This is a genomic window from Shinella sp. WSC3-e (assembly GCF_945994535.1).
In the GTDB taxonomy this organism is placed as follows: Bacteria; Pseudomonadota; Alphaproteobacteria; order Rhizobiales; family Rhizobiaceae; genus Shinella; species Shinella yambaruensis.
The window spans coordinates 1,580,745-1,604,976 of record NZ_OZ000530.1 but is presented as its reverse complement, the minus strand read 5'-3'; the positions used below and the strand labels follow the sequence as shown (position 1 = coordinate 1,604,976).

The following is a 24,232-nucleotide window of genomic DNA, read 5'->3' as shown; positions in this document are numbered from 1 at the left end:
GCATGTCTTCCGATGACGGACATAATCAAGCCGTAGCGCGCATCCTGGTCGTCGAGGATGAAATCTTCATCGCCATGGAGATCGAGCGAGCACTCACGAGCGGCGGTTTCGAGGTTCTGGGCCCGGTCGGAAGCATCGAGGATGCCTTGCAACTCCTCCATCGCGAGAAGCCGGACGCCGCGGTCCTCGATGTCACCCTGAGGGACGGCAGGGTGACTGCCGTGGCTGCGCTGCTCAGATCGCGAGGCGTGCCCTTCCTCCTGGCGTCCGCCGAAGGACGCCAGCTCACGGAATCCGGTTTTTTCCAGGGCGTTACCAATCTCGGCAAGCCGACCGACATGTCCCGGATGATTGGAGAGATCCGCCGCTTGCTCTAGACGCTGCCCTATCAGATGGCGCGAACGTCTTCCGCTTTCGACTTTCCGGTCTTGCGGTCCTGGCCGATCTCGTAACTGACCTTCGTGCCGTCCTTCAAAGGTCCACCCGACAGCACGGCGGAGACATGGACAAACACATCCTGCCCGCCATTGTCGGGCGTGATGAAACCAAAGCCCTTGTCCTGATTGAAAAACTTGACCGTACCGGTTGCCATGTCGACCTCGTGAACTACTGGGCGGCATAGGCGCCGCCGGCAGACCTTATTGATTGTCGGCGGTTCCCGCAACCATTCGTCCGCGCCGGCGCGGCTTCAGGGCAACAAACGTTGTGCACACGGGTTCTTCATCCCGACTGCAGCAAGGGATTTCACGATGAAGACGACCGTTTTCGTGCATGGCAGAACCCGAAGAGCTGGGAAAACTGGATCCGGTCCTTCAGCGAGCCAAGATGACCACGAGCCTGAGGGGAGGGCGCATCTTCTTCGACGGGTCGTCCAGCCTTGTATTGTTCCCTTTTTGTTCCTATAATAACAAAATGCAGATGGTATTCGATTTTGGCGCCGTCGCGGACATGGCGTGGGTGCGGGAACAACTGAGGTTCTTTTTCGGTCGCCCCGACCGGATCTGCGCGCGAACGCCGATCGGCCAGCTTGTGAAGTCGTCGATCAGCAACCGCACGCTGGACGAAGTCTCTCTGGCCGCCTATCAGCGGCTCGTGGAGGCCTATCCGGAATGGCCCGCTCTCGCAGCGGCGTCGACCGGCGATGTCGAGGCCCTGATCGGCGACGTCGCCTTTCCCGATGTCAAGGCGCGGCATCTCGGCGATTCGCTTCGCGTCATAGGAGCCTGTCATCCGGATTTCGACCTGGACTTCCTCGGCCGCCTCAGCGTTGCCGAGGCGCTCGCGTGGCTGGAGCGCCTGCCCGGCGTCGGCCGCAAGGTCTCGGCCTCCACGCTCAACTTCAGCACGTTGGACATGCCGGCATTCGTCGTGGACATGTACGTCTTGCGCGTGTTGGGCCGATACGGCTTCGTCCGGAACACGGCCGACACGCGGACCGCTTATGACGCGGTGATGGCGGCGGCGCCTCGATGGAGCGCGGCCGAACTGGCCGAGCTTCACATTCTGATGAAACGTCTTGGTCAGACCATCTGCCGGCACGGCCGTGCCCGCTGCCCCGATTGTCCGATCCGCCGGCGCTGCAAGGCGGCCGCAACCTCTGACCGAAAGCCGGTGGGCTTGAGAGGGCGTAATATGGATCATCGGCGAGGACCTGCGCGGGAACAGCGTGGCGGCTGGAAGGAATGAATCGGTGCGATCCGGACTTGGAAACCGAAGGATACGGGTCCGCCCATCGGCGACTTTCTTCCGCGTCGGCTGCATCAAACAACATATCGGCTCGAATGCTGTGATTTGTGCCGTTTATCCGTGATCCGCCTTGTCTGCGCGTGCTATCAAGCCGTGCCGGATGTATGCCCCACAAGATGAGTGCGCCTGTCATGACGTTCCTTGCCGATCTGCACATCCACTCGAAATATTCCCGGGCCACGAGCCGGGATCTCGATCTTGAGCGCTTGTTCTGGTGGGCGGCGCGCAAGGGGGTGCGGGTGGTCGGCACCGGCGACTGCGTGCATCCGGTGTGGCTCGCCGAGATCAAGGACAAGCTGGTGCCCGAGGGCAACGGGCTCTTTCGCCTGCGGCCCGAAATCGAGGCGGCGCTGTGGGAGACACTTCCGCCGGCTTGCCGGCGGCCGGTCTCCTTCATGATCTGCACCGAGATTTCGACCATCTACAAGAAGGGCGACAAGACCCGGAAGATCCATCACCTGATCTATGCGGCCGATCTCGACGCCACCGACCGGCTGGCGGCAAGCCTTGCGCGCATCGGCAACATCGCCTCGGACGGCCGCCCGATCCTCGGCCTCGATTCGCGCGATCTGCTGGAGATCGCGCTGGAGTCCGGACCGGATTCCTATCTCGTCCCCGCCCATATCTGGACGCCATGGTTCGCCGCGCTCGGCTCGCAATCGGGCTTCGATTCCATCGAGGAATGTTATAGCGACCTTGCCGGGCATATCTTCGCGGTGGAGACGGGCCTCTCGTCCGACCCGGCCATGAACTGGCGCATCTCCTCACTCGACCGCTTCCGCCTCACCTCCAATTCCGACGCCCATTCGCCCGGCAAGCTCGGCCGCGAGGCGACGCGCTTTTCCTGCGAGCCGGACTATTTCGCCATCCGTCGCGCGCTCGAAACCGGCGACGGCTATGTCGGCACGGTCGAGTTCTTCCCGGAGGAAGGCAAATATCACATGGACGGGCACCGCGCCTGCGGCGTGCGGCTCGACCCCAAAGAGACGATCGAGCTCGGCGGCCGATGCCCGGTCTGCGGACGGCCCGTCACCGTCGGTGTGGCGCATCGCGTCGAGGCGCTCGCCGACCGCAAGGAGGGCGCGGCGGTTCCTGCGACGGCGGGAAAGGTCGCAAGCCTCGTGCCCCTGCCGGAAATCCTCTCGGAGATCGTCGGCAGCGGCGTCGCCTCGAAAGCCGTGAGCCACACCTATGACCGCGCCATTGCCGCGCTCGGGCCGGAGCTTGCCGTGCTGGAGGAAATGCCGGCCGAGGATATCGCCAGGGTCGACCCGCTGCTCGGCGAGGCCGTGACGCGCCTGCGCTCCGGAGAGGTGATCCGGCAGGCGGGTTATGACGGGGAATACGGCGTCATCCGGCTGTTTCAGGACGGGGAGCTGGACCGTCTTGCCGGAAACCAGCTGCTGTTCGACGCGCCGTTGTCCAGCCGCGCGCGCCGGGCAAAACCGGCAGCGAAAGACAAGGCATCGGGCGATGCCCCGGCATCTCCTGAAGCCGCGCCGGCGATGCAGCCGTCGGGCCGCAGCGGCGTCCTGGCCGGGCTCGACCCCGATCAGGCGCGCGCCGCCGAGGTTGTCGACGGACCGCTGATGGTGATCGCCGGGCCTGGCTCCGGCAAGACGCGCATGCTCACCCACCGCATCGCCCATCTGGTGCTGGAATGCGGCGTGCCGGCCGGCTCGTGCCTCGCCGTCACCTTCACGCGCAAGGCGACGGAGGAGCTGCGCACCCGCCTCACGGGGCTTCTCGGCAGGAAGGCGGATGCCGTGGCGGTGCACAGCTTCCATTCGCTGGGCCTGGCGATCCTGCACGCGCATGCCGGCCGGGCCGGTCTCGCGGAGGACTTCCGCATCGCCCGCGAGGCGGAGCGCAAGGCGGCGCTGGCCGAAGCGCTCGGCGTCAGCGATACGCGCGCCGCCCGCCTCGTCAAGGCGGTCTCGGTGCTCAAGCGCAGCGGCGGGAAGGGTGCGGGTGAGGAAGCGGAGGCCCGCATCGTCCTCGACCGGATCGGACGCGCGCAGGGCTGGGTCGATTTCGACGATCTGGTTCTCCTGCCGGCCGATCTTCTCGATAAGGACGCGGAGATCGCGGCCGCGTGGCGAACGCGCTTCCCGCACATCGTCGCCGACGAGTTTCAGGACGTGGACGAGCAGCAATATCGCCTGCTGCGGCTGTTGGCCGGGGACAACGGCAATCTCTGCGTCATCGGCGATCCCGATCAGGCAATCTACGGCTTTCGCGGGGCGGACGCCGCCTGCTTCGCGCGTTTCGGCCGGGACTTCCCGGCAGCCAGAACCCTTCGGCTTCAACGCAACTATCGCTTGACCGGCACCATCGTGAAAGCGGCGTCTGGCTTCATCGGTGCGCCTTCGTCAGGCCTGACACGCCCGATGGGCGAGCCGATCATTGCCCATGCGGCAGCGAACGAGGCAGCGGAAGCGGAGTTCGTCGCGGCGACCATCGAAAGCCTGCTGGGCGGCCATGACCTGCTCGCGGCCAATCGCGCGGGTGGCGTGACGTCATCCGGCCGGCCGCTCGGCTTTGCCGATTGCGCCGTGCTCTACCGCACCGACGCGCAGGCAGCGGCGCTGCGGACCGCCTTCGACCGCGCCGGCATTCCGTTCATGAAAAGCTCGCCTGCTCCCATCGCCGGCCATCCCGGCGTGGCCGCGATCCTCGACGGGCTGGACGGGGCGGAGGGGCAGGACCTTGCCGCGCGCATCGGGCAGGCGGCGGAAGACGCCCGCAGGGCGCGGAGGACCGACGCCGCCGCGCTCGCGGAGGCGAGAGGCTGGCTCACCGCGCTCTCCGGCTCGGTTCAGGTGGCCGGCGATCCCGTCCTGCTTGGCGAAGCGGTGGCGCTTTCCTCCGAGGCCGATTTCCGCGATGAGCGTGCCGCGCGCGTCACGCTCATGACCATGCACGCGGCCAAGGGTCTGGAGTTTCCAGTCGTGTTCGTGGTGGGTATGGAAGCCGGACTGGTGCCGTTTTCATGGGGGACGGCGACGCCGGATGAGGAGGCGACGCAGGACGAGGAGCGGCGGCTGTTCTATGTCTCGATGACCCGCGCAAAGGACAGGCTGTTCCTGACCCGCGCCAGGGAGCGGTTCTGGCGCGGTGCAGTGCGCGCGCTACCGGCTTCGCCTTTCCTCGGACAGATCGCCGCGGACCTGATCGTCAGCGAGAGTGCCAGCGGACGAAAAAGCAGGCAGTCACAACAGCTCAACCTTTTTTGAAACCCCGCGCCAGACCAGCGCCACAGACCGTTTCCGCTCGCCGGGGAAGGTGCCGGCTGCTTCGGCGGCTCGATAATACTTAGCAAGTTGGCGAAGTTTCTCTTGCGTGCCGGGCGCATCGCATGATAGTTAGCATTATGACTAAGCATGATCCCGACCTCTCGCTGCTTTTCCACGCTCTGGCCGATCCGACCCGTCGATCGATCCTGACACGTCTGGCGGAGGGGCCGGCGGGGGTTACGGATTTGTCCGAACCCACGGGGCTGCGTCTGCCCACGGTGATGCGGCACCTTTCCGTGCTGGAGGAGGCAGGGCTGATCGTCACGTCCAAGGACGGGCGGATACGCACCTGCGCCATCGTGCCGGCGGCACTGGAGCCGGTTCGCACATGGCTCGATGAACAGCGGGCCATATGGGACGCCCGGCTGGATAGGCTGGAAGCCTTCGCGACGAGGGCGATCAAGGAGCGCAAGCAATGATATCGAAACGCAACCCCGAGCGCCTGTCTGCGGCACCCGATCCTGCGGACGACCGCTTTGCGACGCTGACCTTCGAGCGGACCGTGGCCGTGCCCTTACCGGTGCTGTGGCAGGCATGGACGGCTCCGGCCGCGCGGGCGGTCTGGTCTGCCCCGACGCCCTCCGTCACCGTGGAGTTCCTGGAGGCCGACACCCAGGTGGGCGGGCGCGAAATCTCGCTTTGCAAGGTCGAGGGCCAGCCGGACATTCGTTGCGAGTGTGGTTGGCTCGAATTGCAGCCGGGGCTGCGCAGCGTGAACTACGAGACGGTCTCCTGCGGCGGCGTGACACAGTCGGCGGCTCTCGTGACGGCGGATTTCTCCGGCACGGACGAAGGCAGCCGACTGACCGTGACGGTGCAGCTTTCCTCGCTTGCCGAAAACATGGAGGCCGGCTACCGACAGGGCTTCAATGCCGGACTGGACAATCTCTCCGCGACGGCCAGGCGAACCATGGTCCTGCAACGGGTGATCCAGGCGCCGCGAAGCATCGTCTGGGACAACTGGATGAATGCCGAGACGCTGCCGCAATGGTGGGGGCCTGACGGGTTTTCCTGCCGCACGAAGCGGATTGATCTCAGAGCGGGCGGCGAGTGGGTCTTCGACATGATCGCGCCGGATGGCAAGATCTTCCCGAACCACCACCTCTATACCACGGTTCAACCCGAGGAGAGGATCGCCTATACGCTGCTATGGGGCGAGAATGGCCCGAAGCATGCCGACGCCTGGGCATCGTTCGAGGATCAGGGCGAAGGAACAAGGGTGACGCTGGGCATGGTGTTCAGCACGGAAGCCGAGTTCCAGGCGGCGAAGGGCTTCGGCGCAGTCGAACTGGGCCTGCAGACGCTGGGCAAGCTGGAAGTCTTTATCAAATCACGATGAGATGCCGCGGCTCGGCAGCCGGTTTCAAGGATCGTTTTGAAGGGGGTTTTCGGCCTGTGGCGCAGTCTTCAAGCGCATTCAAACCGAAGATTTTTGCTAATCTACTGCAGCGAAAAGGGCAGCCGAATGGCTGCCCTTCCTTGCTTCTACGCCATACGCATCACGAATAGGGCGATACGCACTGCTGGCGCGGGCCGTTATAGGGCTGGAACGTGTTGTCATACGCCCGGTACGAGCGATAACGGTTGGCACACCAGCTCTGGTGCGATCCGCTGCCGGCCTGCGGCTGGTTGGCGATAGCGCCGCCGATTGCGGCACCGAGGCCGAAGGCGGCGAGCGGATACCACCAGCCATCCGAATGGCGGCGATAACCCGGGCGATAGTCGCGGTAGCCGCGATGGCCGTGCCAGCGGCGCTCGGCGCGCCGGTCGTAGCGATCGCGACGGTCGCGGCGATCGTAACGATACTGCACCTTCTCGACGGCGGAGGCTTCCGGCACGGGCACCCTTGCAAAGGTCACGGCCTGGGCCGGGATGACGGAGGTCAGAGCCAGGGCAAGGGAGAGCGCGCCCGCGGCAAGACCAGTCTTGAGATTCAACATGGCAAAAACCTTTCCTGCTTTTTTCGAGAATGAAACGCGGGATGGGCCCGGGTGGTTCCCGTCGCTGTCGATGACGGCCGCGATCCCGCGGGAAAAGGTCAAAAAAAACGGGTTGGTCCGCCTTGCCGGCTCGCCAACCCGTTCCGGTAAAATGCGGATCAGGGTGTTCGGGGTACAGGGGCTCTCACCACAATCCGGCTGCATCTCCAGATCTCCTGTGCGGCCGATCATGCCCGAACGCGATTTTCTCGATTGACATAACGCGCATATTTTTTGACGATTTCCACATGAGCAAAAAAGCGCCGCGGCAGGGGCCGCTCGATATCACGATCGTCCTTCTGCCCGAGTCGTCGATCATGTCGCTCGCCTCGGCACTCGACCCGATGCGCGCGGCAAACCGCGTCGTGCCGGAGCCGGTGTTCCGCTGGACGATCCTGTCGCCGCTCGGCAAGCCGGTGCTCCTGACCTGCGGCGTGGAGATCCGCGTGGACGGCGCCTTTGCCGACGTGACGAGCGGCGACGCGCTGCTCGTCATCGCGGGCTTCAACCAGGAGCGCCACGCCGATCGGTCCTTCGTGTCGCGGCTGAAGAAGGTGGCACGGCGGTTCGACGTGGTGGCCGGCATCGAATCGGGCTGCTGGCTGCTGGCGCGCTCGGGCCTGCTCGACGGGCGCGATGCGACGGCGCATTGGGAGGAACTGGAGGATTTCGCGGCCGCCTTTCCGGCGCTCAACGTGCGGGCCGACCGCTTCGTCACCGATGGGCCGCTCTGGACCTCGGGCGGTGCCTCGCCGACTTTCGACATGATGCTGCATCTGGTGCGCGCGCGGTTCGGCTCGGCGGTGGCGCTCGATGTGGCGAGCGTCTTCGTCTATGACGAGACCCACGCCGCGACGGATGCGCAGCCGCTCGTCTCGCTCGGCCGGCTGGGCGAGCACCAGCCGGACCTGGCCGCGGCGATCCGCCTCATGGAGCGCACCATCGACAGGCCGCTGACCATTGCCGCGCTCGCCCGGCGGCTCGGCTTTTCCACGCGCAAGCTGGAGACGCTGTTTGCCGCCGGCCTCGGCATCGGGCCGGGAAAATATTACCTGCGCCTGCGGCTGACGGCCGCCCAGCGGCTGGTGCGCGATACGTCGCTTTCGATCCAGGACGTGGCGTTGCGCAGCGGCTTCGACAGCCTTTCCGCCTTTTCACGCGCCTTTCGCAATCATTTCGGCGCAAGCCCGCTCAAACTTCGGGCCGAGCAGCGGGCCAAATAGAGCGCGGCCGGTTCCGGGACAGCAGAACCGGCCGCAGGGCCATGGTCGGGGACGGGGATTGGGGGACTGACCGGGCCCTTTCTCGCGCCCGGCGGTCTCGCCGGGCAGTCTCGTCATGCGGCGCCTTGCGGCGGCCGGATGTTACTTGACGCTACCGACGGCGTCGGCACGACCGTCCTGAAGCTTCACCCACTTGCCGGCATTCACCGAGGACTGGCGCTTCAGGTAGCGGTATTCGGTCTGCGACCAGAGCAGGACCTTGTTGCGCATGTTGTCGAGCACGAAGTCGCCGCGGTCGGTGCGCACGGTCAGCACGGCATGGCCTTCGCCGTTCGGCTGCAGCACGACGGTGATCAGCAGGTTGGAGGGCGAGATGCCGGCCTCCATCAGGCGCTTGCGCTTGATGAGCACGTAGTCCTCGCAATCCGCCGCGGTGTCGGGATAGGTCCACTGTTCCTCGACGCCATAGATTTCCATGTCCGTCAGCGGCATGAACTCGGTGTTGGCGGTGTAGTTGACCTTGAGGATCGTCTTCCAGTTTTCCTGCGTCAGCTTGAGCGGGCCGGTGTCCTTGCCGGTCGGACCGCACTCGTCGCTGTACTGCTTGCAGAATTCATAGTGCCCGATGGGCTGGTTTGTTGCGCCGGCCAGCGGAATGTTGGCGGGCAGGGCCATCGCGGCGCCTGCGGCGGCGAGAGAGAAGAGGAATGCGAACGTCCCTGTCTTGATCGTTTTTGTCATTGTGTCTGTCCCCGTTTGATGGGGTCACAATGACAGCTATGTTTTGATCTTGCGCGAAAAACAGAAGTATAACTTAGCTCAAATCAAGGGAGCATAAGAATAAAATAAGAATAGAATTCGACGTTGTTTTGATCTGTATTTGAAGCGTATTTGATTAAAATTTGAACGAAATCCCGCCTGCGCCAAGATCGCGGCAGATGGCGTAATTCGCTGATTATAAAAGGGATATTTCGTTGTGCGCCGCGCTCTTCGGGAGGCGGCTGGCGGGCTGGGCGCGCCGATGGGGAACGCAAGCCGCGAGCCGCGGCACCGGACGGGCGGCCGGAAAACCGAGGAAATCGCCAGAAGGGACAGCAAAACGCCTTGGCGGGCCGAAAATTTTTTTGCGTTTATTTTCGCGAAGAGCAGCCTGTGCCGTCCTGAAACAGCAAAGGGCCCCGCAGGGCCCTCTTGGAACAGGTCGGCGCCGTGGCGTCCCGGAATGTTACAGGAACGCGGTCAGGGCTTCCTTCGACTGCACGGAGGAGAACTCGATGGCGACGCCCTCCTGGAAATGGCGCACGACGCGGCCCTTCATGTTGCCGAGCTGTATGGGCGTGCCGAGGGCCGGCCGCACCTCGATATCCACGGCAGCGCCGGAGAGCGACAGGTCGATGATGCGGCAGGGATAGCGCCGTCCGTCGTCGAGCGTCAGTTCGGTGCGGGTGTTGCGCGGCGCCAGGCGGTTGTGGCGGCGGTCTTCCGGCAGGCCGAGTTCATGCTTGTTGGCGATCCAGGTCAGCTGCGCGGCGAGCTTCTCGCGCTTGCGGTCCGTGGCGGTCAGGAGAATGGCGAAGCCGTTGTCGTTGAGGACGGCGACGCTGCCTTCGATGCGGCCGAGATGGTCGACATAGGCGATGATGCGCTCGCCCATGCGCGGGCGGGCGGCGCAGACGAAGCTGGCGTCGCCGGGCGACATGTCGAGCACGGTGCACTCGTATTCGTCGTGGTTGGGCAGCATCAGCCGGCCCGGCAGGTTCACCGAGACGCGCTGGAAGCTGCGCTGCTCGGGCTGCGGCTTGCGGGCGGCGGGCGATGCTTGCTGGAATGAGTACATGTGCGCGCGGGCCTGATGATCCTATCTCTTTCCAACTCTTAATCTTTCGAGGTTAACAGAAGGTTTGCCAACCCGTTGAAAAGCGATCACGGTCGCGTGTTTTGACAACTCAGGGGCGTTTTCGGTTGCGGCTGCGCCTTCGACCTCACGCATCGTCAGCCGGACGGCCGCCTTCGAAGATGCGAAGGTGCAGCACGCGGCTCACCGTCTGGCCGAGGCCGGCCGGCCGCATGGCCATGACGGAGGTGGGCATGGGGATGGCCGGCCGGTTGCCCTCGAGGCTGCGCGCGCGGCTCGGATCGATGACCGAGAGCGCGCCGAGCGTCGCATAGCGAAAGGCGCACAGCGGCGGCTGCTGGCCGGGCAGGGGGGCGAAGGCGCCGATGATGCGATCCGCCGCCTTGCCCTTGCTGGCAAGCGGCAGCAGCACGATCTCGGCCTCCGTGGTCTCCAGCCGGCCGTCGACGAGCGCGACCTGCAGGATGGCGGGCGCCGCATGGGCCATCACATTCTCCGTGATCCGCGCGATGCGGGTGCGCTGGTCGGGGGCAAAGAGCGCGTCGAATGCCGTTCCCTTCAATTCCCGGCCGAACTGCGCGCAGAGGCGCGTGCCCGCCAGGCGGAAGCGCGGATCGTGCAGCCGGCCGTGCTCCAGGATGAAGACGTCGGGCAGGATCGGCGCGATGTCGGCGGGCTCGATGGCGCTCCGCAACGGAACACGGCGCTCGCCGCGCTGGCGCGTCCAGTAGTCGTAAAGGGCCGTGATGGCCTTCGTCTGCATGCTCATTCCAATCGATTCTGTTCCGTTTCGGCACGAAGGGCCGGGCATCCGGTGGTCTTGCCGGGGAAGGAGCGAGTTTCGTGCCAGCGCGGCGTTAAGGTTAATATTTGGTTTCGATTGCGCTGCCGGCCGGCTTGGGGGAACATCCGGGCATCCCTCCATGAGGGACTGGTTTACTGCACATCGATTTCAGCCCCGGGGATTGGGGGCGCCGGCCGTCAGCGAAAGCTGCACGGCCTTTCTTTTCTCTGTATAAGCGCGATTCGTATTTTATGAGTTTGGTGGATCGGTCATGAGTAACGACGGCGTTGACGTGCAGGGTGGCAGTGTGGATATCCGCAAGCGGGAGCCGGCCTTCAACCTGCCGGGCAGCCTCGTCGCGGTCCTGGCGCTCCTGACCGCCATCCACGTGATCCGCACCTATCTTCTCTCGGCTTCGGCGGACGAGTTCGTGCTCCTGCATTTCGCCTTCATTCCCGGCCGCTATGCCATTCCCTTCGCCGAGCAGGATCTTGGCTGGCTCTGGGGGCCGGTCACCTATTCGCTGCTGCATGGCAGCTGGGAGCACCTGATCTTCAATGCCTTCTGGATGGTCGCCTTCGGAGCGCCGGTGGTGCGCCGCATCGGCCTTGCGCGCTTCTTCCTGTTCTGGTGCCTTTCGGCCGTTGCCGCGGTCGCCTTTCACACCGCGCTGCACTGGGGGGCGATGATCCTCGTCGTCGGCGCCTCCGGCGTCGTCTCGGGCCTGATGGGGGCCGCGGCCCGCTTCGTCTTTTCGCCGAGCGGGCGCATCAGCCGGCAGTTCGCCCATCTCAACCGCCGCCTGACGATACCGGAAGCGCTGTCCAACCGCTCCGTGCTGGTCTTTTCCGGCATCTGGTTCCTGACGAACTTCCTGATCGGCTTCGGCCAGATCTTCGGCTCGGATGCCGGCGGGGTGATCGCCTGGGAGGCCCATATCGGCGGCTTCCTGTTCGGCTTCCTCTTCTTCCCGCTCTTCGATGTCGGGTCGCCGGAAAGCCGCCGGGATTAACGATAGTCCATTAGCGGTCTTGCAATCGCCTCTTTCGTGGCGCACCATGGATGTGTTCCGGTTCGCACATGCACACCGGAACGGGAGCGGCATGTCGCGGGAGGAAGCGGATGCCGCCGGTACTGGCAGGGCAATCCCAATCGGGTGTCCCGCCTCTCTGCGTCATGATGCACACGGGAGGTACGCATGTATGTGAAGTCGATACTGGACGAGAAGGGCCGCAACGTCGTTACCGGCGGCCCGCAGCTCACCGTCAGGCAGGCTGCCGTCTATCTGCATGAAAACCACATCGGCGCCATCGTCATCCTCGACCGCAACGACCGCATCGCCGGCATTGCGACCGAGCGCGACATCGTTGCCGCCGTCGCCCGCAACGGGGCCGAATGCCTGGACAAGCCCATTTCCTCCATCATGTGGGGCAATGTCCATCGTTGCGGCGAGAACCAGACCGTCGACGAGCTCATGGAAATGATGAGCACGCTGCGCGCCCGCCATATCCCTGTGGAGAAGGACGGCCGGCTCGTCGGCATCATCTCGATCGGCGACGTGGTGAAATCCCATATCCGGGCGATCCAGCACGAGGCGGATGCCATCAAGGCCTATATCGCCAGCTGACCTCCGGTCCCCCGAACGGTTTCGGGCGGAGCGACAATCCTCGCTCCGCCCGCTCCGGTATCTGCATGCAGTCTCTTCGTCAGCGCATCAGCACGACTTCCTGCATGCGCTTGATCTCGGTGATGCGGGTCTTGGCTTCGAGATAACCGCGATCGATCGCTTCGCCGGCGCGGTGGAACTCCGACAGGCCGATATCCGAAAGCTTGGGATGCAGCGCGAGATCCGGCGGGTCGCCGGCAAGGCGTGCGCGGGAAATGCGGTCCTGGATGATGTTGAAGGATTGCACCATCACGCTCGTCAGGCCGAGCCGCGCGGCGCTGTCCTCCTGCCTCGGCTCGTCGATCTTCTGTTCGCTGGCGCTGTGCTTGATCACCGCCGAGCGGCCATAGAGGTCGTAGTTGAGGTTGACGGCGACGACCAGCGGCTCCTCATGGGCGCGGCAGACCGAGACCGGCACCGGATTGACCAGCGCCCCGTCGACCAGCGTGCGATTGTTGCACTTGATCGGCTCGAAGATGCCGGGCAGCGCGTAGGAGGCGCGGATGGCGGTGATCAGCGCGCCGCTGTTGATCCAGACCTCGTGGCCGCTGTTGACCTCCGTGGCGACGGCGACGAAGGGTCGGTCGAGGCTCTCGATCGAGAGGTTTTCCAGATGCTCCTGCATGCGCTTGGTCAGCCGCATGCCGCCGAAAAGGCCGGAACCGCGAATGGTGAAGTCGAGCAGGCTCGCGATGCGCCGCATGGTGAGCGAGCGGGCGAAGGCTTCCAGCTCGTCCAGCTTGCCGGCGAGGTAACAGCCGCCGACCAGGGCGCCGATGGAGGTGCCGGCGATCATCGAGACCTCTATGCCCTCCTCGTCCAGCGCCCTCAGCACGCCGATATGAGCCCAGCCACGGGCGGCACCGCCGCCGAGCGCCAGAGCGATCTTCGATTTGCGCGGCGGGGCCGGCGCGGGAATATGGGACATGTCGTTCATGGAAGGACCGCCGGGGTCGGATGCATCGGCTGTTACAAGACTACGATTGAAACTCCAGTTCAACATTCCCGACCTCCGTTACCAAGAGGAATTCGCAGCGAAGCAATCGGTTCCGGCATCGCGGCATCCTCGGCAACACAATAGATGACAGGATAGATGCATTCTGTGACGCGGGGAACTTTGCGGGCGAAAACCTGCCGGGCTGTCCCGTGTGCGTCCTGTTTCGGCTGGAGGAGGGCGCGTGCCCGCAGGATCGTCGCCCCGGTGGGGGCGGCCTTGGAAACCTGTCGTGACGCACGAGAGCGATGGGGTTCCATGTCCTGATCCGCATGGCGGGGATAGAAGCCGCCATGCAGGACATTAAGCGTCGGGATCGGTTGCCAATTGGTGAATCCGTGCCGAAACCGGACGGAATTCGCCGGGATGCTTAATTTTTGCCGTAGATCGCCGCCGGGTCGAACTGCGGCGCGCCGCCCGTGATGGTCAGCACGGCGCCATCGGGACCGTTCGAGACCGTGCGGTAGAAGCAGGATCTGCGGCCGGTGTGGCAGGTCGCATCATGGCCGGCGACCGCGACCTTCAGCCACACGGCGTCCTGGTCGCAATCCGTCCGCAGCTCCACGACGGTCTGCAGGTTGCCGGAGGTCTCGCCCTTCTTCCACAGCGCCTTGCGCGAGCGGCTCCAGTAATGCGCGATGCCGGTCTCGATGGTCAGCGCCAGCGACTCGGCGTTCATGTGGGCGACCATCAGCAACTCGCCGTCCTTCGCATCCGTCACCACGGCCGTCACCAGGCCGTGCTCGTCGAAGCGCGGCGTGAAGGCCAGGCCCGTTTCGAGCTCGGCCTTGTCCTTGGGCGGGGTCTCGAAGATGATCGGCATCGCGGTCGATTGCTCCATCTTTCTGTTTGACGCAATCCCGGACGCAAAATCGCTGCGCACTTTTGCTGGAAATACTCCAGACTCTTGCTTTTGCCGCATTATCCGACGCCGAAGCGAGATCGCTTCGGCTGGAAATGCTCTAGCTCCGGATCATTGTCATGAACCGGACCTGCTCGGCCGGTTCGGTCTTGAAGGCACCGGTAAAGGTGGTGGTGAGCGTTGTCGAGCCCTGCTTCTGGATGCCGCGCATCGCCATGCACATATGCTCCGCCTCGATCATCACGGCGACGCCGCGCGGGTTCAGCGTCTCGTCGATCGATCTGGCGATCTGCGCCGTCATCGTCTCCTGCGTCTGCAGGCGGCGGCCGTAGATCTCCACCACGCGGGCGATCTTGGAGAGGCCCAGCACGCGGCCGTTCGGCAGATAGGCGACATGCGCCTTGCCGATGATCGGCACCATGTGATGCTCGCAATGCGAGAAGAACGGGATGTCCTTCACCAGCACCATGTCGTCGTAGCCGGCCACTTCCTCGAAGGTGCGGCCCAGCACGTCCTCGGCGGCGAGATCATAACCCGAGAAGAGCTCGCGATAGGCTTTCGCAACGCGCGCCGGGGTGTCGAGCAGCCCCTCGCGCTCCGGATCGTCGCCCGCCCAGCGGAGCAGGACGCGAACGGCATCCTCCGCCTCTTTTTGCGAAGGACGGCCGGCCGGATCGTCGACACGCGGGAAATTGGTGACTATGGCGTCCATGGACCCATTGACCTTTCTGCAGGTTACCTGACGTGTTTATCGGACTCGCCACTGGCCATTCGCCTAACCCTGCAGGCTTGGGTTCCGTTGGCGGGCTCCGGGGCTTTCGGGTCTTCGCTTCTCAGTGCGCATGACCGTCCGGCACGGTTTCCCAAACAACAGGTGAACGACTTGCTCCTTGCCTTCGCAGTTCCGGACGGAAAACCGTTTCGCACGTTTCCGGGAATTGCTCCAGCGTCTTGCAAAACGCTCACCCCAATACGAGTTATCATATAGTATCGGGCGAGGCCTGCGAAAGAGGCTTGAGACGACACGCCGTGCTTTTTTACCGACGAGGCCGGAATAATCTCCTCGGATCATTGAAGATTCCGCAAAAAATGCGGAAAACGGGACCATGATGGACGATATCTACAACAGCCGTATCCTCGAATTTGCCGGCAACATCCCGCGCATCGGCACGCTTGCCGATGCGGACGGCGAGGCCGGCGCCCATTCCAAGCTGTGCGGCTCGCGCGTCAAGGTCTACCTGAAGCTCGACGGCGACCGGGTCACGGATTTCGCCCATGAGGTAAAGGCCTGCGCGCTCGGCCAGGCCTCGTCCTCGATCATGGCGCGCCATGTCATCGGCGCGACGACGGCGGAAATCCGCGACGCGCGCGACAAGATGCTGGCCATGCTCAAGGCCGACGGCGAGGGGCCGGACGGCCGCTTCGAGGACATGCGGTTCCTGCGGCCGGTCAAGGACTACAAGGCCCGCCACGCCTCCACCATGCTGACCTTCGACGCCGTGGTGGACGCCATCGGCCAGATCGAAGCGAAGCGGCTGGAAAAGGCCGGGTGAGGGGCGATGTGCGATGCGCCCGACTGCCGGCATGCCGGTGCGCGGCCTGTCCATAGGGGGCGCAACTGGCAGGGGCCGTTCCGCCGGACGCCGGGCCGCCTCCTCGGCATGGGGTTCATCCGGCTCTACCAGCTGACGCTTTCCGGTTTCATCGGCAACGGTTGCCGCCACCTGCCGACCTGCTCGGAATATGGCTATGAGGCCGTCGCCCGCCACGGTCTGTGGCGGGGCGGCTTCCTGGCGCTGTTCCGCGTCGCCCGCTGCGGCCCCGGCGGCACCCATGGTTTCGATCCCGTGCCGGAGGCGCTGGCGCCGCGCTTTCACTGGTGGGCGCCCTGGCGGCTGTGGCGCGTCGCGGAAAAGAGGCGGTGACGCCATGACCGTGCCGATGGAATACCGCCAGGCCTCGCGCGATTTCGACGCCTTCCTCGTCGATGCCCGCGACACGGCCATGCTGCAGACCACCAACCAGGCCTTCACCATGGCGGAGGCCGTTCTGACGGTGTTCCGCCGCCGGCTTTCTGTGGCGGACGCGCTTGCCTTCGCCGCGGTCCTGCCGCCGGTATTGCGCGCGCTCTTCGTGTCGGGCTGGGATATCGCCGAACCGGTCCGGCCCTTTGCGGAACGGGACGTGCTGACCCGCGAGGTGCAGGCGTTTCGCGGCGACCACAATGTCTCGCCGCAGACGGCCATCGCCGATGTTGCCGCCGCCCTCGGCCGGCATGTCGATCCGGCGGCCTTCGCGCGCGTCCTCGACCGGCTGCCGCCCGCCGCACGGGCGTTCTGGCGCCCATGACGGTCTATGTCGCTCTTCTGCATTCCATCGTGCTCGGCCCCGGACGGCGGCTCGTGATGGCCGACCTCAGGGCCATGGCCGAAGGCCTCGGCTTTCGCGGCACGCGCACCCTGGTCGCCACCGGCAACCTGATCTTCGAGGGAGAGGACGAACCGCTTTGCGCCATCGAGGACCGGCTGGAAGCGGCGTTTCGCGCGCGCTTCGAAAAGCATGCCGACATCATCCTGCGCACGGCGGAGGCCTGGCGGCGGCTTGCGGCCGGCAATCCTTTTCCGAGTGGCAACGGCGCGGATGTGGGCATCCGCGTCATGCGGACGCCGCTGGGGCCGGAGGTTCTGCCGAGGCTCGAAAGGATCGCCAGGCCCGGCATCCGCCTCGCCGTCGTCGACGGCGATCTCTGGGTGGATTTCTCGCAGAAGCCGAGCGAGACGAAGCTCCTGTCGCACCTGACGACGAAGAAGCTCGGCATCGGCACCCTGCGCAATGCCAACACCGTCAACGGCCTTGCGACCATGCTCGGCTGAGCTCACAGCCACCGGGGCACCCGCTGCCGGTAGGCGCGATAGGCCGTGCCGAGATCCTGGACCAGCACCGCCTCCTCCACCCGAACCTGCAGCCGGACCGCGAGCACGAGCGCGGCCGTGAGTGCGAGCTGGACCGCATCCGGCCGCGCGACGAGAAGGCCGGCGAAGAGCGCGACCTGCCCGACGAAGACCGGATTGCGCGACAGGCGGAAAGGCCCCGTTTCGACGATGGCGCCGGAATGCCCCGCCGCCGAGCCGATGCGCCAGGACAGGCCCATGCAGCGCTGGGCATGGATGGCGAAGAGGCCGCCGGAAAGCGCCAGCAGCAGGCCGGCGATACGGACCGGCGGGGGCGGATCGAGAAACGCCGGCGCCGGCTCGACGCCGGTGGCGAGAAGCACGGGGTAGAGCAGGCCGCCGGCAAAGCTCAGGCGGAAGAGCAGGGCGGGCAGGCCCTGCCGGCCGCCGAGGCCGAACAGCCAGGCCGGCCGTCCCGCCGCCCGCGCCGAAACCGCCGTCAGGGTGAGGAAGGCGGCGAGATAGGCGCCCATGAGGGCCGCGGAAAGAACGGGCAGGGAGGGCATCATCGGGTCTCCGGTCTGGGTCGCGGCCAGTCTGCAACCTCCAGTGACTGGAGAGTCAAGGCTCGCGCCGTGCGACCCAGTATGCGGCCGGCCGGTAGTGCGGGGAAAACGCAGTCGCGGTGCTCAGCGGCGGACGAGCCGGCGAAGCCTCTTGACTTCCGCCTCCGTCAGCGGGCGGACGGCGCCCTTTTCGAGATCCCCAAGCACGAGATCGCCGATGGCGACGCGCACGAGGCGAAGGCATGCGATATCGAGCGCTTCCAGCATGCGGCGGATCTGGCGGTTGCGGCCCTCGTCGAGCACGATCTCGAGCCAGGAATTCCGTTCGCCGTCGCGCAGCCTGCCTACGGACCTTGCGCGCAGGAACTCGCCGTCGTGGTGGACGCCCTTCTCCAGCGCGTCGAGGACCAGCCGGTCGGCGATGCGGTCGATCTGGACATGGTAGGTCTTGGCGACATGGGTCTTCGGATCGAGCAGGGCGTTGGCGAATTCCGTGTCGTTGGAGAAGAGGAGCAGGCCCTCGCTCGCCTTGTCGAGCCGGCCGACGGGCGAGAGATGCGCGGGATCGAGGTGCTTCAGGCATTCGAACACCGTCGGCCGGCCCTCCGGATCGTGCCGGGTGGTGACGAGGCCGCGGGGCTTGTTGAGCATGAGATAGACGGGTTTTTCCGCGACGACCGCCGCGCCGTCCACCGTGATGCGCGCGTCGGCAAGGTCGATCCAGGTCTCGGGATCGGTGACGATACGGCCGGCGACGGCGACGCGGCCGGCCGAAATCAGCGCTTCCGCCTCCGTGCGCGAGCAGAAGCCGAGCTTGGAGAGGGCGCGGGGCAGGGTGGCGCGCTTGCCTGCGGGGGCGGCCTCGGGCCGCGCGGCGGCGCGGGCCTTCGGGGCGGCCGCTGTCCTGCCGGCAGGCGTCGGTTTTTGCCGTTTGCCTCTGTCTTTCGCCATGCTGCCCGTAAAACCCCTGATCGCCGCGGTTGACCGGCCAGCCCATGCCATTCTAAAGCCGGGTCCGTCCAGAGCCTTTCCGCTCGCCTGCGGCTGGTGGAAAGGCCCTGTCCGTCTTTTGCGCAATTCCCGATGCAAGACCGCTGCACGGTTCTGCCGGAATTGCGCCCGTCCACTATAGCCGAAGCGAGGCCGCCGTTGACCCAGGACGACATCACAACCGAACTCGTCACGCTGCGCGACTACTGGCGCTATGCGATCTCCCGCTTCAACGCGGCCGACCTCAGCTACGGCCACGGCACGACGACGGCCGGCGACGATGCGGCCTTCCTCCTGCTCGACACGCTCGACCTGCCGATCGACACGCTCGATCCCTTCCTCGACGCCCGCCTGCTGCCGGCCGAGCGGCAGCTGCTCGCGGCACGCATCGAGGCGCGCGTCACGACGCGAAAACCCTCGGCTTACCTCACCGGCCGGTCCTATATCCAGGGCGTGCGCTTTTTTGTCGACGAGCGGGTGATCGTGCCGCGCTCGCATATCGGCGAGATCCTGTTCTCCGAATATCTCGGCGGGCACGGCTCGTCCTTCCTGCCCGATCCGATGCTGGTGGAAAGCGCCGTCGACATCTGCACGGGCTCGGGCTGCCTTGCGGTGCTGGCGGCAAAGTTCTTCCCGCAGGCGAGCGTGGACGCGGTGGACCTGTCGGCCGACGCGCTGGAGGTCGCCAGGCTCAATCTTGCCGAACACGACGTGGAGGACCAGGTGACGCTCCTTCAGGGCGATCTCTTCGCCCCGCTTGCCGGCCGCACCTACGACCTCATCATCACCAATCCGCCCTATGTCGACCATGCGGCGCTCGCCGGCTACCCGCCGGAATTCCGCGCCGAGCCGGAAATGGCGCATGACGGCGGGGAAGACGGGCTCGACCTCGTTCGAAAAATCCTCGCCGAGGCGGCCGATCACCTCAATCCGGGCGGCGGCATGATCTGCGAGATCGGCTCGGGCCGCGAGATCCTGGAGGAGGAATTCCCGCATCTGGACTTCGTCTGGCTGGAGACGGAGCAGTCGCAGGACGCCGTTTTCTGGATCTCGGCGGAGGCGCTGGGCGTTTCCTGACCCGGCCTCACGCGACGGCATTGCGGGGCGGCGGACAGAGGGGATCCTCCGGCCAGTCGTCGTCCTCCTCCATCGCGCGGCACCACTCTTCGTCCAGCCGGTCCAGCGTTTCCGGCGTATAGCCGGCGGCAAGCCATGCCTGTTCGTCGCGGTCGCAGAGCGCCTTCCAGCCGGCAAGCAGGCTCGCCTGCGTGGCGTCGTCGTGCACGCAGGGCGGGAAGGTCTTGAAGTGCGTCGTGGCGATCTCGTCGGCGGGATGGCAGCCGCTGCAGCGCTTCGCGCGGCGGCATTGCGGCAGGCGGCACGTCCGGTGGTGGCCGGCTTCCGTCGCCGCCTTGCGAAGCTCCGGCTGCATGCGCCGGATGTGGCGGCGCTCCAGCGCGCTCATCGTGGTCGCTACGTCCTTCACCTCGTCCATCGTTCCTGCCTTCCAGCTGCCTTGCCTGCGGGCGTGCGAAAACGCCCCGCAGGCGCTCCATCGGGTTTGCTCATGTCCGGAGAACCGCGCGAAAGCGTTGCCTCTGGGGTATGGGATATGTGGCATCGCTTTCGCGCGGCCCAAGGCGTTCTTCGGAGACGGTCCGGTCTCCTTCAGGCGCAAAACTGCTTCGCTGCGCAGTTTGTTGGCGCATATACCTTTTCCGAAAACCGCGTTCCGCGCTTTTCGGGGACGTGCGCCGCCATCCTGCTTGCATGGCGGACCCAAACCGACCCCGCAAGACCCGGGGAAGGGGGAAGCCTGTCACAACGGAAATTCGCATTCCCGCAGCGTTCTGCGCCTCTTCCGCCCCTGCCGTACGTTTCGGCAGAAAGCGAAAGCGCCTCCTCCCGCCCGCATCGACACGTTACGCGATCCGTCCGGCGGCGGAAGGAGGTTCAGGATAGCGCGGGTTTTGGGGGTGGGGAAAATGCGGATGGAATTTTTTAGAGGAGATCTATGATTGGAAACCGGTAACAGGGTGTCGAGATACTGACAGTGTGAGCTCAAGGTGAAATATGAGAAGAGTTGTTTTGTCACTTAATTCAACAGATCGCGATTGCGAAAATGCATCAAGAATTGTTGAAATCGGCTGTGTCGAATTAGACGATATGCTGCCATCAGGAAGAGTTTTTCATTCATATTTTAGCCCACAGCAGAGTGTCAATTCTACCTATCTATATTCCCACGGTATTACGGATGAATTCCTTTCTGGTTACCCATATTTTTCGAATTATTCTCAAGGATTTTTCGATTTTATTTCGGATGCGAAAATTGTTACGCACAATGCTGACATCATCATGCGCTGCCTAAATGACGAGATTGAGCGCTGTGGTCTGCCGCGATTCCAACACGACCGTATCATAGATACTCTTTCAATAGCCCGTGAGGTTTTCCCCTTTTTAGGAGAATCTATAGATGAATTGCGGGAGGCCTTGGATGTCCATCGGGATTTAGAAAATAGGGAAAGCGCGCTGAACACGGCGGAAATACTGTCAGAGATTTTTCAAAAGTTACGGCGAAGAAACAGTGATAGTGGCCGATTGTCAGCACAGATAGCTGTTGTTCTAAGAAACTCAAATATCTCCAGAATTTCAGCTTTGGAGACAGCCAACCTTCTTGATTCTGTGACAGATAGCTTTCTCAATGCTTCGCGTCTGAACGCTTTGCCTGATGAGGTTGTCGTTTTTAAGCAGCTGTCTGCGGTATTCAGGAGATTGTCTTTAAAAGATAATTACCCTACTGAGATGAGTAATGAGAATGTGGAATCTCTAAAGGAAGAGATTATAAAACTAAGAAAGATAATAGATATTTTTGTGGAAACTGAAACTTCAAGCAACAAATCATCTGTTTCGGATAGTTTTTTGTTAAATTTCTATGGGTCCCTTGGGAAAAGCTCTGCATTGATAGTGTTGGGTACCGTAGGTTATTTTATAAGCACCTATGCACCTAAATCCTTGGACGGTTTTGCTGGGGTTCTTTTGAAGTTTTGCGGGGACACAGGTTCTTAGAGGGCTCTTCCAATCCCCCCAAATTCCCCGTATACCGCCCACCGCAACGCGCCGGCGCATCCGGCCATTCCCCCCGCATACCACCCGCATTCGTTGGCGGGACTGGATAGGAGATTCTTTCATGTCTGCACCTGTTTCCCTGACTTTTCCCGATGGCTCCGTCCGCGATTATCCCGCGGGCTCGACGGGGCGTGACGTGGCCGAGGCGATTTCCAAGTCGCTGGCCAAGAAGGCGGTCGCGATTGCGCTCGATGGCGAGCTGCGCGATCTCTCCGATACCGTTTCGAACGGGCGGATCGAGATCGTCACGCGCGACGACGACCGGGCGCTGGAGCTGATCCGGCACGATGCCGCGCATGTGATGGCGGAGGCGGTGCAGGAGCTCTGGCCGGGCACGCAGGTGACCATCGGGCCGGTCATCGACAACGGTTTTTACTACGATTTCGCCAAGGACGAGCCTTTCACGCCGGACGATCTGCCGAAGATCGAAAAGCGCATGAAGGAGATCATCCAGCGCAACAAGCCCTTCACCAAGGAAGTGTGGTCGCGCGACAAGGCGAAGGAGGTCTTTGCCGGGAAGGGCGAGACGTACAAGGTCGAGCTGGTCGATGCGATCCCCGAGGGGCAGGACCTCAAGATCTACTACCAGGGCGACTGGTTCGACCTGTGTCGCGGGCCGCACATGGCCGCGACCGGCCAGATCGGCACGGCCTTCAAGCTGATGAAGGTCGCGGGCGCCTATTGGCGCGGCGATTCGAACAATCCGATGCTGACACGCATCTACGGCACCGCCTGGCGCACGCAGGAGGAGCTCGACACCTATCTCAACATCCTCGCCGAGGCCGAAAAGCGCGACCATCGCCGGCTCGGGCGCGAAATGGACCTGTTCCATTTCCAGGAGGAAGGGCCGGGCGTCGTCTTCTGGCACGGCAAGGGCTGGCGCATGTTCCAGACGCTCGTCGCCTATATGCGCCGTCGTCTCGCGGGCACCTATGAGGAGGTGAACGCGCCGCAGGTGCTCGACAAGTCGCTCTGGGAAACCTCCGGCCACTGGGGCTGGTATCGCGACAACATGTTCAAGGTGACCGTCGCCGGCGACGAGACCGATGACGAGCGCGTCTTCGCGCTGAAGCCGATGAACTGCCCGGGGCATGTGCAGATCTTCAAGCACGGCCTGAAGTCCTACCGCGAACTGCCTGTGCGGCTTGCGGAATTCGGCAATGTGCATCGCTACGAGCCTTCCGGCGCGCTGCACGGCTTGATGCGCGTGCGCGGCTTCACGCAGGACGATGCGCATGTCTTCTGCACCGACGAGCAGATGGCGGCCGAATGCCTGCGCATCAACGACCTCATCCTCTCGGTCTACAAGGATTTCGGCTTCGAGGAGGTGGTCGTGAAGCTTTCGACCCGGCCGGAAAAGCGCGTCGGCTCCGATGCGCTGTGGGACCGGGCGGAGAGCGTCATGATGGACGTTCTCAAGCAGATCGAGGCGCAGTCCGGCGGGCGCATCAAGACCGGCATCCTGCCGGGCGAGGGCGCGTTCTACGGGCCGAAGTTCGAATATACGCTGAAGGACGCCATCGGCCGCGAATGGCAGTGCGGCACCACGCAGGTCGACTTCAACCTGCCGGAACGGTTCGGCGCATTCTATATCGACCAGGCGTCGGAAAAGCGCCAGCCGGTGATGATCCACCGCGCCATCTGCGGCTCGATGGAGCGCTTCCTCGGCATCCTCATCGAGAACTTCGCCGGCCACATGCCGCTGTGGATCGCACCACAGCAGGTGGTGGTCGCGACCATCACCTCCGAGGCGGACGACTATGCCCGCGAGGTGGCGGAGAAGCTGCGCGATGCCGGCCTGACCGTCGAGACCGATCTTCGCAACGAGAAGATCAACTACAAGGTCCGCGAGCATTCGGTGACCAAGGTGCCGGTCATCATCGTCTGCGGCCGGCGCGAGGCGGAGGAACGCTCCGTCAACATCCGCCGCCTGGGCTCGCAGAACCAGACGGCGATGTCGCTTGACGAGGCGATCGAGACGCTGTCGCTGGAGGCGATGCCGCCGGACCTGAAGCGCAAGCTCGGCAAGGCGTGAGCCTTCGCCGCAACTGTCGGAAAACTGCAATAATCCCGTGCTAGCCAGTGCGGGATCAGGCTGGCGACAGGCCGTGCTCCGCCTCCTCCGTCATCCTCGGGCTTGACCCGAGGATCCACCTTCGTTCGAGGGTTTGGATCCTCGGGTCAAGCCCGAGGATGACGGAGGAGAGGGCGCCGCAGGTCGAGAGTCGAAGGTCTCGTGCACCCGGCACGGGAT

The 24,232-nt window shown here is 64.2% G+C and carries 27 protein-coding genes; 16 read left to right on the top strand and 11 right to left on the bottom strand.

What is annotated here, in order from left to right:
* Window positions 1-2 precede the first annotated feature (2 nt).
* Window positions 3-377, top strand: a complete 375-nt coding sequence (locus AABF56_RS08135) for a response regulator (RefSeq protein ID WP_272805544.1) — start codon at window positions 3-5, stop codon at window positions 375-377.
* Between the two features lie 11 nt (window positions 378-388).
* On the opposite strand, the gene AABF56_RS08130 is transcribed toward AABF56_RS08135, so the two are convergent.
* Window positions 389-592, bottom strand: a complete 204-nt coding sequence (locus tag AABF56_RS08130; protein WP_244765376.1) for a cold-shock protein — start codon at window positions 590-592, stop codon at window positions 389-391.
* 233 nt (window positions 593-825) lie between these two features.
* On the opposite strand from AABF56_RS08130, the gene AABF56_RS08125 reads away from it, so the two are divergent.
* From AABF56_RS08125 to AABF56_RS08110, 4 genes are all read left to right on the top strand, one after another.
* The gene (locus tag AABF56_RS08125) at window positions 826-1,686 is read left to right on the top strand and encodes an endonuclease III domain-containing protein (protein ID WP_272805543.1); all 861 of its coding nucleotides are present in this window, start codon (window positions 826-828) and stop codon (window positions 1,684-1,686) included.
* 176 nt (window positions 1,687-1,862) lie between these two features.
* Complete coding sequence (locus AABF56_RS08120; protein ID WP_338341907.1) at window positions 1,863-4,982, top strand: UvrD-helicase domain-containing protein; 3,120 nt, start codon at window positions 1,863-1,865, stop codon at window positions 4,980-4,982.
* 137 nt (window positions 4,983-5,119) lie between these two features.
* On the top strand, window positions 5,120-5,461 hold the full coding sequence (locus AABF56_RS08115; RefSeq protein ID WP_272805541.1) for an ArsR/SmtB family transcription factor: 342 nt from the start codon (window positions 5,120-5,122) through the stop codon (window positions 5,459-5,461).
* Entirely contained in the window at window positions 5,458-6,381 is a 924-nt protein-coding gene (locus AABF56_RS08110) for an SRPBCC family protein (protein WP_272805540.1), read from the top strand. The genes AABF56_RS08115 and AABF56_RS08110 overlap by 4 nt, the downstream gene beginning before the upstream one ends.
* Before the next feature lie 160 nt (window positions 6,382-6,541).
* Here AABF56_RS08110 and AABF56_RS08105 read toward each other — a convergent pair whose 3' ends face one another.
* Window positions 6,542-6,982 carry a BA14K family protein gene (locus AABF56_RS08105; RefSeq protein WP_244765381.1) on the bottom strand — a complete coding sequence of 147 codons (441 nt, stop codon included), beginning with the start codon at window positions 6,980-6,982 and terminating at the stop codon, window positions 6,542-6,544.
* On the opposite strand from AABF56_RS08105, the gene AABF56_RS08100 reads away from it, so the two are divergent.
* Together AABF56_RS08100 and AABF56_RS08095 are read left to right on the top strand one after the other, a co-directional pair.
* On the top strand, window positions 6,981-7,238 hold the full coding sequence (locus tag AABF56_RS08100) for a hypothetical protein (protein WP_272805539.1): 258 nt from the start codon (window positions 6,981-6,983) through the stop codon (window positions 7,236-7,238). The genes AABF56_RS08105 and AABF56_RS08100 overlap by 2 nt on opposite strands.
* 31 nt (window positions 7,239-7,269) lie before the next feature.
* Window positions 7,270-8,244 carry a GlxA family transcriptional regulator gene (locus AABF56_RS08095; protein WP_244765382.1) on the top strand — a complete coding sequence of 325 codons (975 nt, stop codon included), beginning with the start codon at window positions 7,270-7,272 and terminating at the stop codon, window positions 8,242-8,244.
* A 141-nt stretch (window positions 8,245-8,385) separates the two neighbouring features.
* Here AABF56_RS08095 and AABF56_RS08090 read toward each other — a convergent pair whose 3' ends face one another.
* From AABF56_RS08090 to AABF56_RS08080, 3 genes are all read right to left on the bottom strand, one after another.
* Window positions 8,386-8,985 (bottom strand): transglutaminase-like cysteine peptidase, encoded by a 600-nt coding sequence (locus tag AABF56_RS08090; RefSeq protein ID WP_244765383.1) that lies wholly within the window; start codon window positions 8,983-8,985, stop codon window positions 8,386-8,388.
* Between the two features lie 484 nt (window positions 8,986-9,469).
* Window positions 9,470-10,081, bottom strand: coding sequence for a PilZ domain-containing protein (locus AABF56_RS08085; protein WP_244765384.1), 612 nt, complete (start codon window positions 10,079-10,081; stop codon window positions 9,470-9,472).
* A 145-nt stretch (window positions 10,082-10,226) separates the two neighbouring features.
* Window positions 10,227-10,862 carry a PAS domain-containing protein gene (locus AABF56_RS08080; RefSeq protein ID WP_272805538.1) on the bottom strand — a complete coding sequence of 212 codons (636 nt, stop codon included), beginning with the start codon at window positions 10,860-10,862 and terminating at the stop codon, window positions 10,227-10,229.
* A 292-nt stretch (window positions 10,863-11,154) separates the two neighbouring features.
* On the opposite strand from AABF56_RS08080, the gene AABF56_RS08075 reads away from it, so the two are divergent.
* Entirely contained in the window at window positions 11,155-11,895 is a 741-nt protein-coding gene (locus AABF56_RS08075) for a rhomboid family intramembrane serine protease (RefSeq protein WP_272805537.1), read from the top strand.
* A 186-nt stretch (window positions 11,896-12,081) separates the two neighbouring features.
* On the top strand, window positions 12,082-12,510 hold the full coding sequence (locus AABF56_RS08070) for a CBS domain-containing protein (protein WP_244765387.1): 429 nt from the start codon (window positions 12,082-12,084) through the stop codon (window positions 12,508-12,510).
* A 79-nt stretch (window positions 12,511-12,589) separates the two neighbouring features.
* Here AABF56_RS08070 and AABF56_RS08065 read toward each other — a convergent pair whose 3' ends face one another.
* The 3 genes from AABF56_RS08065 to folE all read right to left on the bottom strand — a co-directional run bounded on the left by AABF56_RS08065 (window position 12,590) and on the right by folE (window position 15,117).
* On the bottom strand, window positions 12,590-13,552 hold the full coding sequence (locus AABF56_RS08065; RefSeq protein WP_244765388.1) for a patatin-like phospholipase family protein: 963 nt from the start codon (window positions 13,550-13,552) through the stop codon (window positions 12,590-12,592).
* A gap of 361 nt (window positions 13,553-13,913) precedes the next feature.
* Window positions 13,914-14,366, bottom strand: a complete 453-nt coding sequence (gene hisI / locus AABF56_RS08060; RefSeq protein WP_336314378.1) for a phosphoribosyl-AMP cyclohydrolase — start codon at window positions 14,364-14,366, stop codon at window positions 13,914-13,916.
* Window positions 14,367-14,505: 139 nt separating this feature from the next.
* A complete protein-coding gene (folE, locus tag AABF56_RS08055) occupies window positions 14,506-15,117 on the bottom strand; it encodes a GTP cyclohydrolase I FolE (protein WP_272805536.1) in 612 nt (203 codons plus the stop codon).
* Between the two features lie 394 nt (window positions 15,118-15,511).
* On the opposite strand from folE, the gene AABF56_RS08050 reads away from it, so the two are divergent.
* From AABF56_RS08050 to AABF56_RS08035, 4 genes are read left to right on the top strand one after another with little or no spacing between them, the layout of a single operon-like run.
* Window positions 15,512-15,958, top strand: a complete 447-nt coding sequence (locus AABF56_RS08050) for an iron-sulfur cluster assembly scaffold protein (protein WP_133035393.1) — start codon at window positions 15,512-15,514, stop codon at window positions 15,956-15,958.
* A gap of 6 nt (window positions 15,959-15,964) precedes the next feature.
* The gene (gene yidD, locus AABF56_RS08045; RefSeq protein ID WP_272805535.1) at window positions 15,965-16,330 is read left to right on the top strand and encodes a membrane protein insertion efficiency factor YidD; all 366 of its coding nucleotides are present in this window, start codon (window positions 15,965-15,967) and stop codon (window positions 16,328-16,330) included.
* Between the two features lie 4 nt (window positions 16,331-16,334).
* Window positions 16,335-16,754: a DUF2267 domain-containing protein gene (locus tag AABF56_RS08040; RefSeq protein WP_272805534.1), complete on the top strand. Its 420-nt coding sequence runs from the start codon at window positions 16,335-16,337 to the stop codon at window positions 16,752-16,754.
* Window positions 16,751-17,278 carry a DUF1697 domain-containing protein gene (locus AABF56_RS08035; RefSeq protein WP_272805533.1) on the top strand — a complete coding sequence of 176 codons (528 nt, stop codon included), beginning with the start codon at window positions 16,751-16,753 and terminating at the stop codon, window positions 17,276-17,278. Before AABF56_RS08040 ends, AABF56_RS08035 begins: the two co-directional genes overlap by 4 nt.
* Before the next feature lie 2 nt (window positions 17,279-17,280).
* On the opposite strand, the gene AABF56_RS08030 is transcribed toward AABF56_RS08035, so the two are convergent.
* Both AABF56_RS08030 and AABF56_RS08025 read right to left on the bottom strand, forming a co-directional pair.
* Window positions 17,281-17,865 carry a methyltransferase family protein gene (locus AABF56_RS08030; RefSeq protein ID WP_272805532.1) on the bottom strand — a complete coding sequence of 195 codons (585 nt, stop codon included), beginning with the start codon at window positions 17,863-17,865 and terminating at the stop codon, window positions 17,281-17,283.
* 120 nt (window positions 17,866-17,985) lie between these two features.
* Window positions 17,986-18,813, bottom strand: a complete 828-nt coding sequence (locus AABF56_RS08025) for a pseudouridine synthase (protein ID WP_272805531.1) — start codon at window positions 18,811-18,813, stop codon at window positions 17,986-17,988.
* Window positions 18,814-19,011: 198 nt separating this feature from the next.
* On the opposite strand from AABF56_RS08025, the gene prmB reads away from it, so the two are divergent.
* A complete protein-coding gene (prmB, locus tag AABF56_RS08020) occupies window positions 19,012-19,929 on the top strand; it encodes a 50S ribosomal protein L3 N(5)-glutamine methyltransferase (protein WP_272805530.1) in 918 nt (305 codons plus the stop codon).
* Between the two features lie 7 nt (window positions 19,930-19,936).
* On the opposite strand, the gene AABF56_RS08015 is transcribed toward prmB, so the two are convergent.
* A complete protein-coding gene (locus AABF56_RS08015) occupies window positions 19,937-20,347 on the bottom strand; it encodes a hypothetical protein (RefSeq protein WP_272805529.1) in 411 nt (136 codons plus the stop codon).
* A 578-nt stretch (window positions 20,348-20,925) separates the two neighbouring features.
* On the opposite strand from AABF56_RS08015, the gene AABF56_RS08010 reads away from it, so the two are divergent.
* Together AABF56_RS08010 and thrS are read left to right on the top strand one after the other, a co-directional pair.
* Window positions 20,926-21,918, top strand: a complete 993-nt coding sequence (locus AABF56_RS08010; RefSeq protein ID WP_272805528.1) for an exonuclease domain-containing protein — start codon at window positions 20,926-20,928, stop codon at window positions 21,916-21,918.
* Between the two features lie 121 nt (window positions 21,919-22,039).
* Window positions 22,040-24,013 carry a threonine--tRNA ligase gene (thrS, locus tag AABF56_RS08005; protein ID WP_272805527.1) on the top strand — a complete coding sequence of 658 codons (1,974 nt, stop codon included), beginning with the start codon at window positions 22,040-22,042 and terminating at the stop codon, window positions 24,011-24,013.
* Window positions 24,014-24,232: the final 219 nt, after the last annotated feature.

Bases quoted from the DNA above. Each gene is read 5' to 3' on its own strand.
- AABF56_RS08120 (WP_338341907.1), top strand. From the start codon at position 1,863: ATGAGTGCGCCTGTCATGACGTTCCTTGCCGATCTGCACATCCACTCG.
- AABF56_RS08105 (WP_244765381.1), bottom strand. From the start codon at position 6,982: ATGTTGAATCTCAAGACTGGTCTTGCCGCGGGCGCGCTCTCCCTTGCC.
- AABF56_RS08115 (WP_272805541.1), top strand. From the start codon at position 5,120: ATGACTAAGCATGATCCCGACCTCTCGCTGCTTTTCCACGCTCTGGCC.
- AABF56_RS08010 (WP_272805528.1), top strand. From the start codon at position 20,926: ATGAGAAGAGTTGTTTTGTCACTTAATTCAACAGATCGCGATTGCGAA.
- AABF56_RS08050 (WP_133035393.1), top strand. From the start codon at position 15,512: ATGATGGACGATATCTACAACAGCCGTATCCTCGAATTTGCCGGCAAC.
- hisI (WP_336314378.1), bottom strand. From the start codon at position 14,366: ATGCCGATCATCTTCGAGACCCCGCCCAAGGACAAGGCCGAGCTCGAA.
- AABF56_RS08125 (WP_272805543.1), top strand. From the start codon at position 826: ATGACCACGAGCCTGAGGGGAGGGCGCATCTTCTTCGACGGGTCGTCC.
- AABF56_RS08135 (WP_272805544.1), top strand. From the start codon at position 3: ATGTCTTCCGATGACGGACATAATCAAGCCGTAGCGCGCATCCTGGTC.
- AABF56_RS08040 (WP_272805534.1), top strand. From the start codon at position 16,335: ATGACCGTGCCGATGGAATACCGCCAGGCCTCGCGCGATTTCGACGCC.
- AABF56_RS08025 (WP_272805531.1), bottom strand. From the start codon at position 18,813: ATGGCGAAAGACAGAGGCAAACGGCAAAAACCGACGCCTGCCGGCAGG.
- AABF56_RS08130 (WP_244765376.1), bottom strand. From the start codon at position 592: ATGGCAACCGGTACGGTCAAGTTTTTCAATCAGGACAAGGGCTTTGGT.
- AABF56_RS08030 (WP_272805532.1), bottom strand. From the start codon at position 17,865: ATGATGCCCTCCCTGCCCGTTCTTTCCGCGGCCCTCATGGGCGCCTAT.
- folE (WP_272805536.1), bottom strand. From the start codon at position 15,117: ATGGACGCCATAGTCACCAATTTCCCGCGTGTCGACGATCCGGCCGGC.
- AABF56_RS08080 (WP_272805538.1), bottom strand. From the start codon at position 10,862: ATGCAGACGAAGGCCATCACGGCCCTTTACGACTACTGGACGCGCCAG.
- AABF56_RS08095 (WP_244765382.1), top strand. From the start codon at position 7,270: ATGAGCAAAAAAGCGCCGCGGCAGGGGCCGCTCGATATCACGATCGTC.
- AABF56_RS08065 (WP_244765388.1), bottom strand. From the start codon at position 13,552: ATGTTGAACTGGAGTTTCAATCGTAGTCTTGTAACAGCCGATGCATCC.
- AABF56_RS08090 (WP_244765383.1), bottom strand. From the start codon at position 8,985: ATGACAAAAACGATCAAGACAGGGACGTTCGCATTCCTCTTCTCTCTC.
- AABF56_RS08015 (WP_272805529.1), bottom strand. From the start codon at position 20,347: ATGGACGAGGTGAAGGACGTAGCGACCACGATGAGCGCGCTGGAGCGC.
- yidD (WP_272805535.1), top strand. From the start codon at position 15,965: ATGTGCGATGCGCCCGACTGCCGGCATGCCGGTGCGCGGCCTGTCCAT.
- AABF56_RS08035 (WP_272805533.1), top strand. From the start codon at position 16,751: ATGACGGTCTATGTCGCTCTTCTGCATTCCATCGTGCTCGGCCCCGGA.
- AABF56_RS08085 (WP_244765384.1), bottom strand. From the start codon at position 10,081: ATGTACTCATTCCAGCAAGCATCGCCCGCCGCCCGCAAGCCGCAGCCC.
- AABF56_RS08070 (WP_244765387.1), top strand. From the start codon at position 12,082: ATGTATGTGAAGTCGATACTGGACGAGAAGGGCCGCAACGTCGTTACC.
- AABF56_RS08075 (WP_272805537.1), top strand. From the start codon at position 11,155: ATGAGTAACGACGGCGTTGACGTGCAGGGTGGCAGTGTGGATATCCGC.
- AABF56_RS08100 (WP_272805539.1), top strand. From the start codon at position 6,981: ATGGCAAAAACCTTTCCTGCTTTTTTCGAGAATGAAACGCGGGATGGG.
- thrS (WP_272805527.1), top strand. From the start codon at position 22,040: ATGTCTGCACCTGTTTCCCTGACTTTTCCCGATGGCTCCGTCCGCGAT.
- AABF56_RS08110 (WP_272805540.1), top strand. From the start codon at position 5,458: ATGATATCGAAACGCAACCCCGAGCGCCTGTCTGCGGCACCCGATCCT.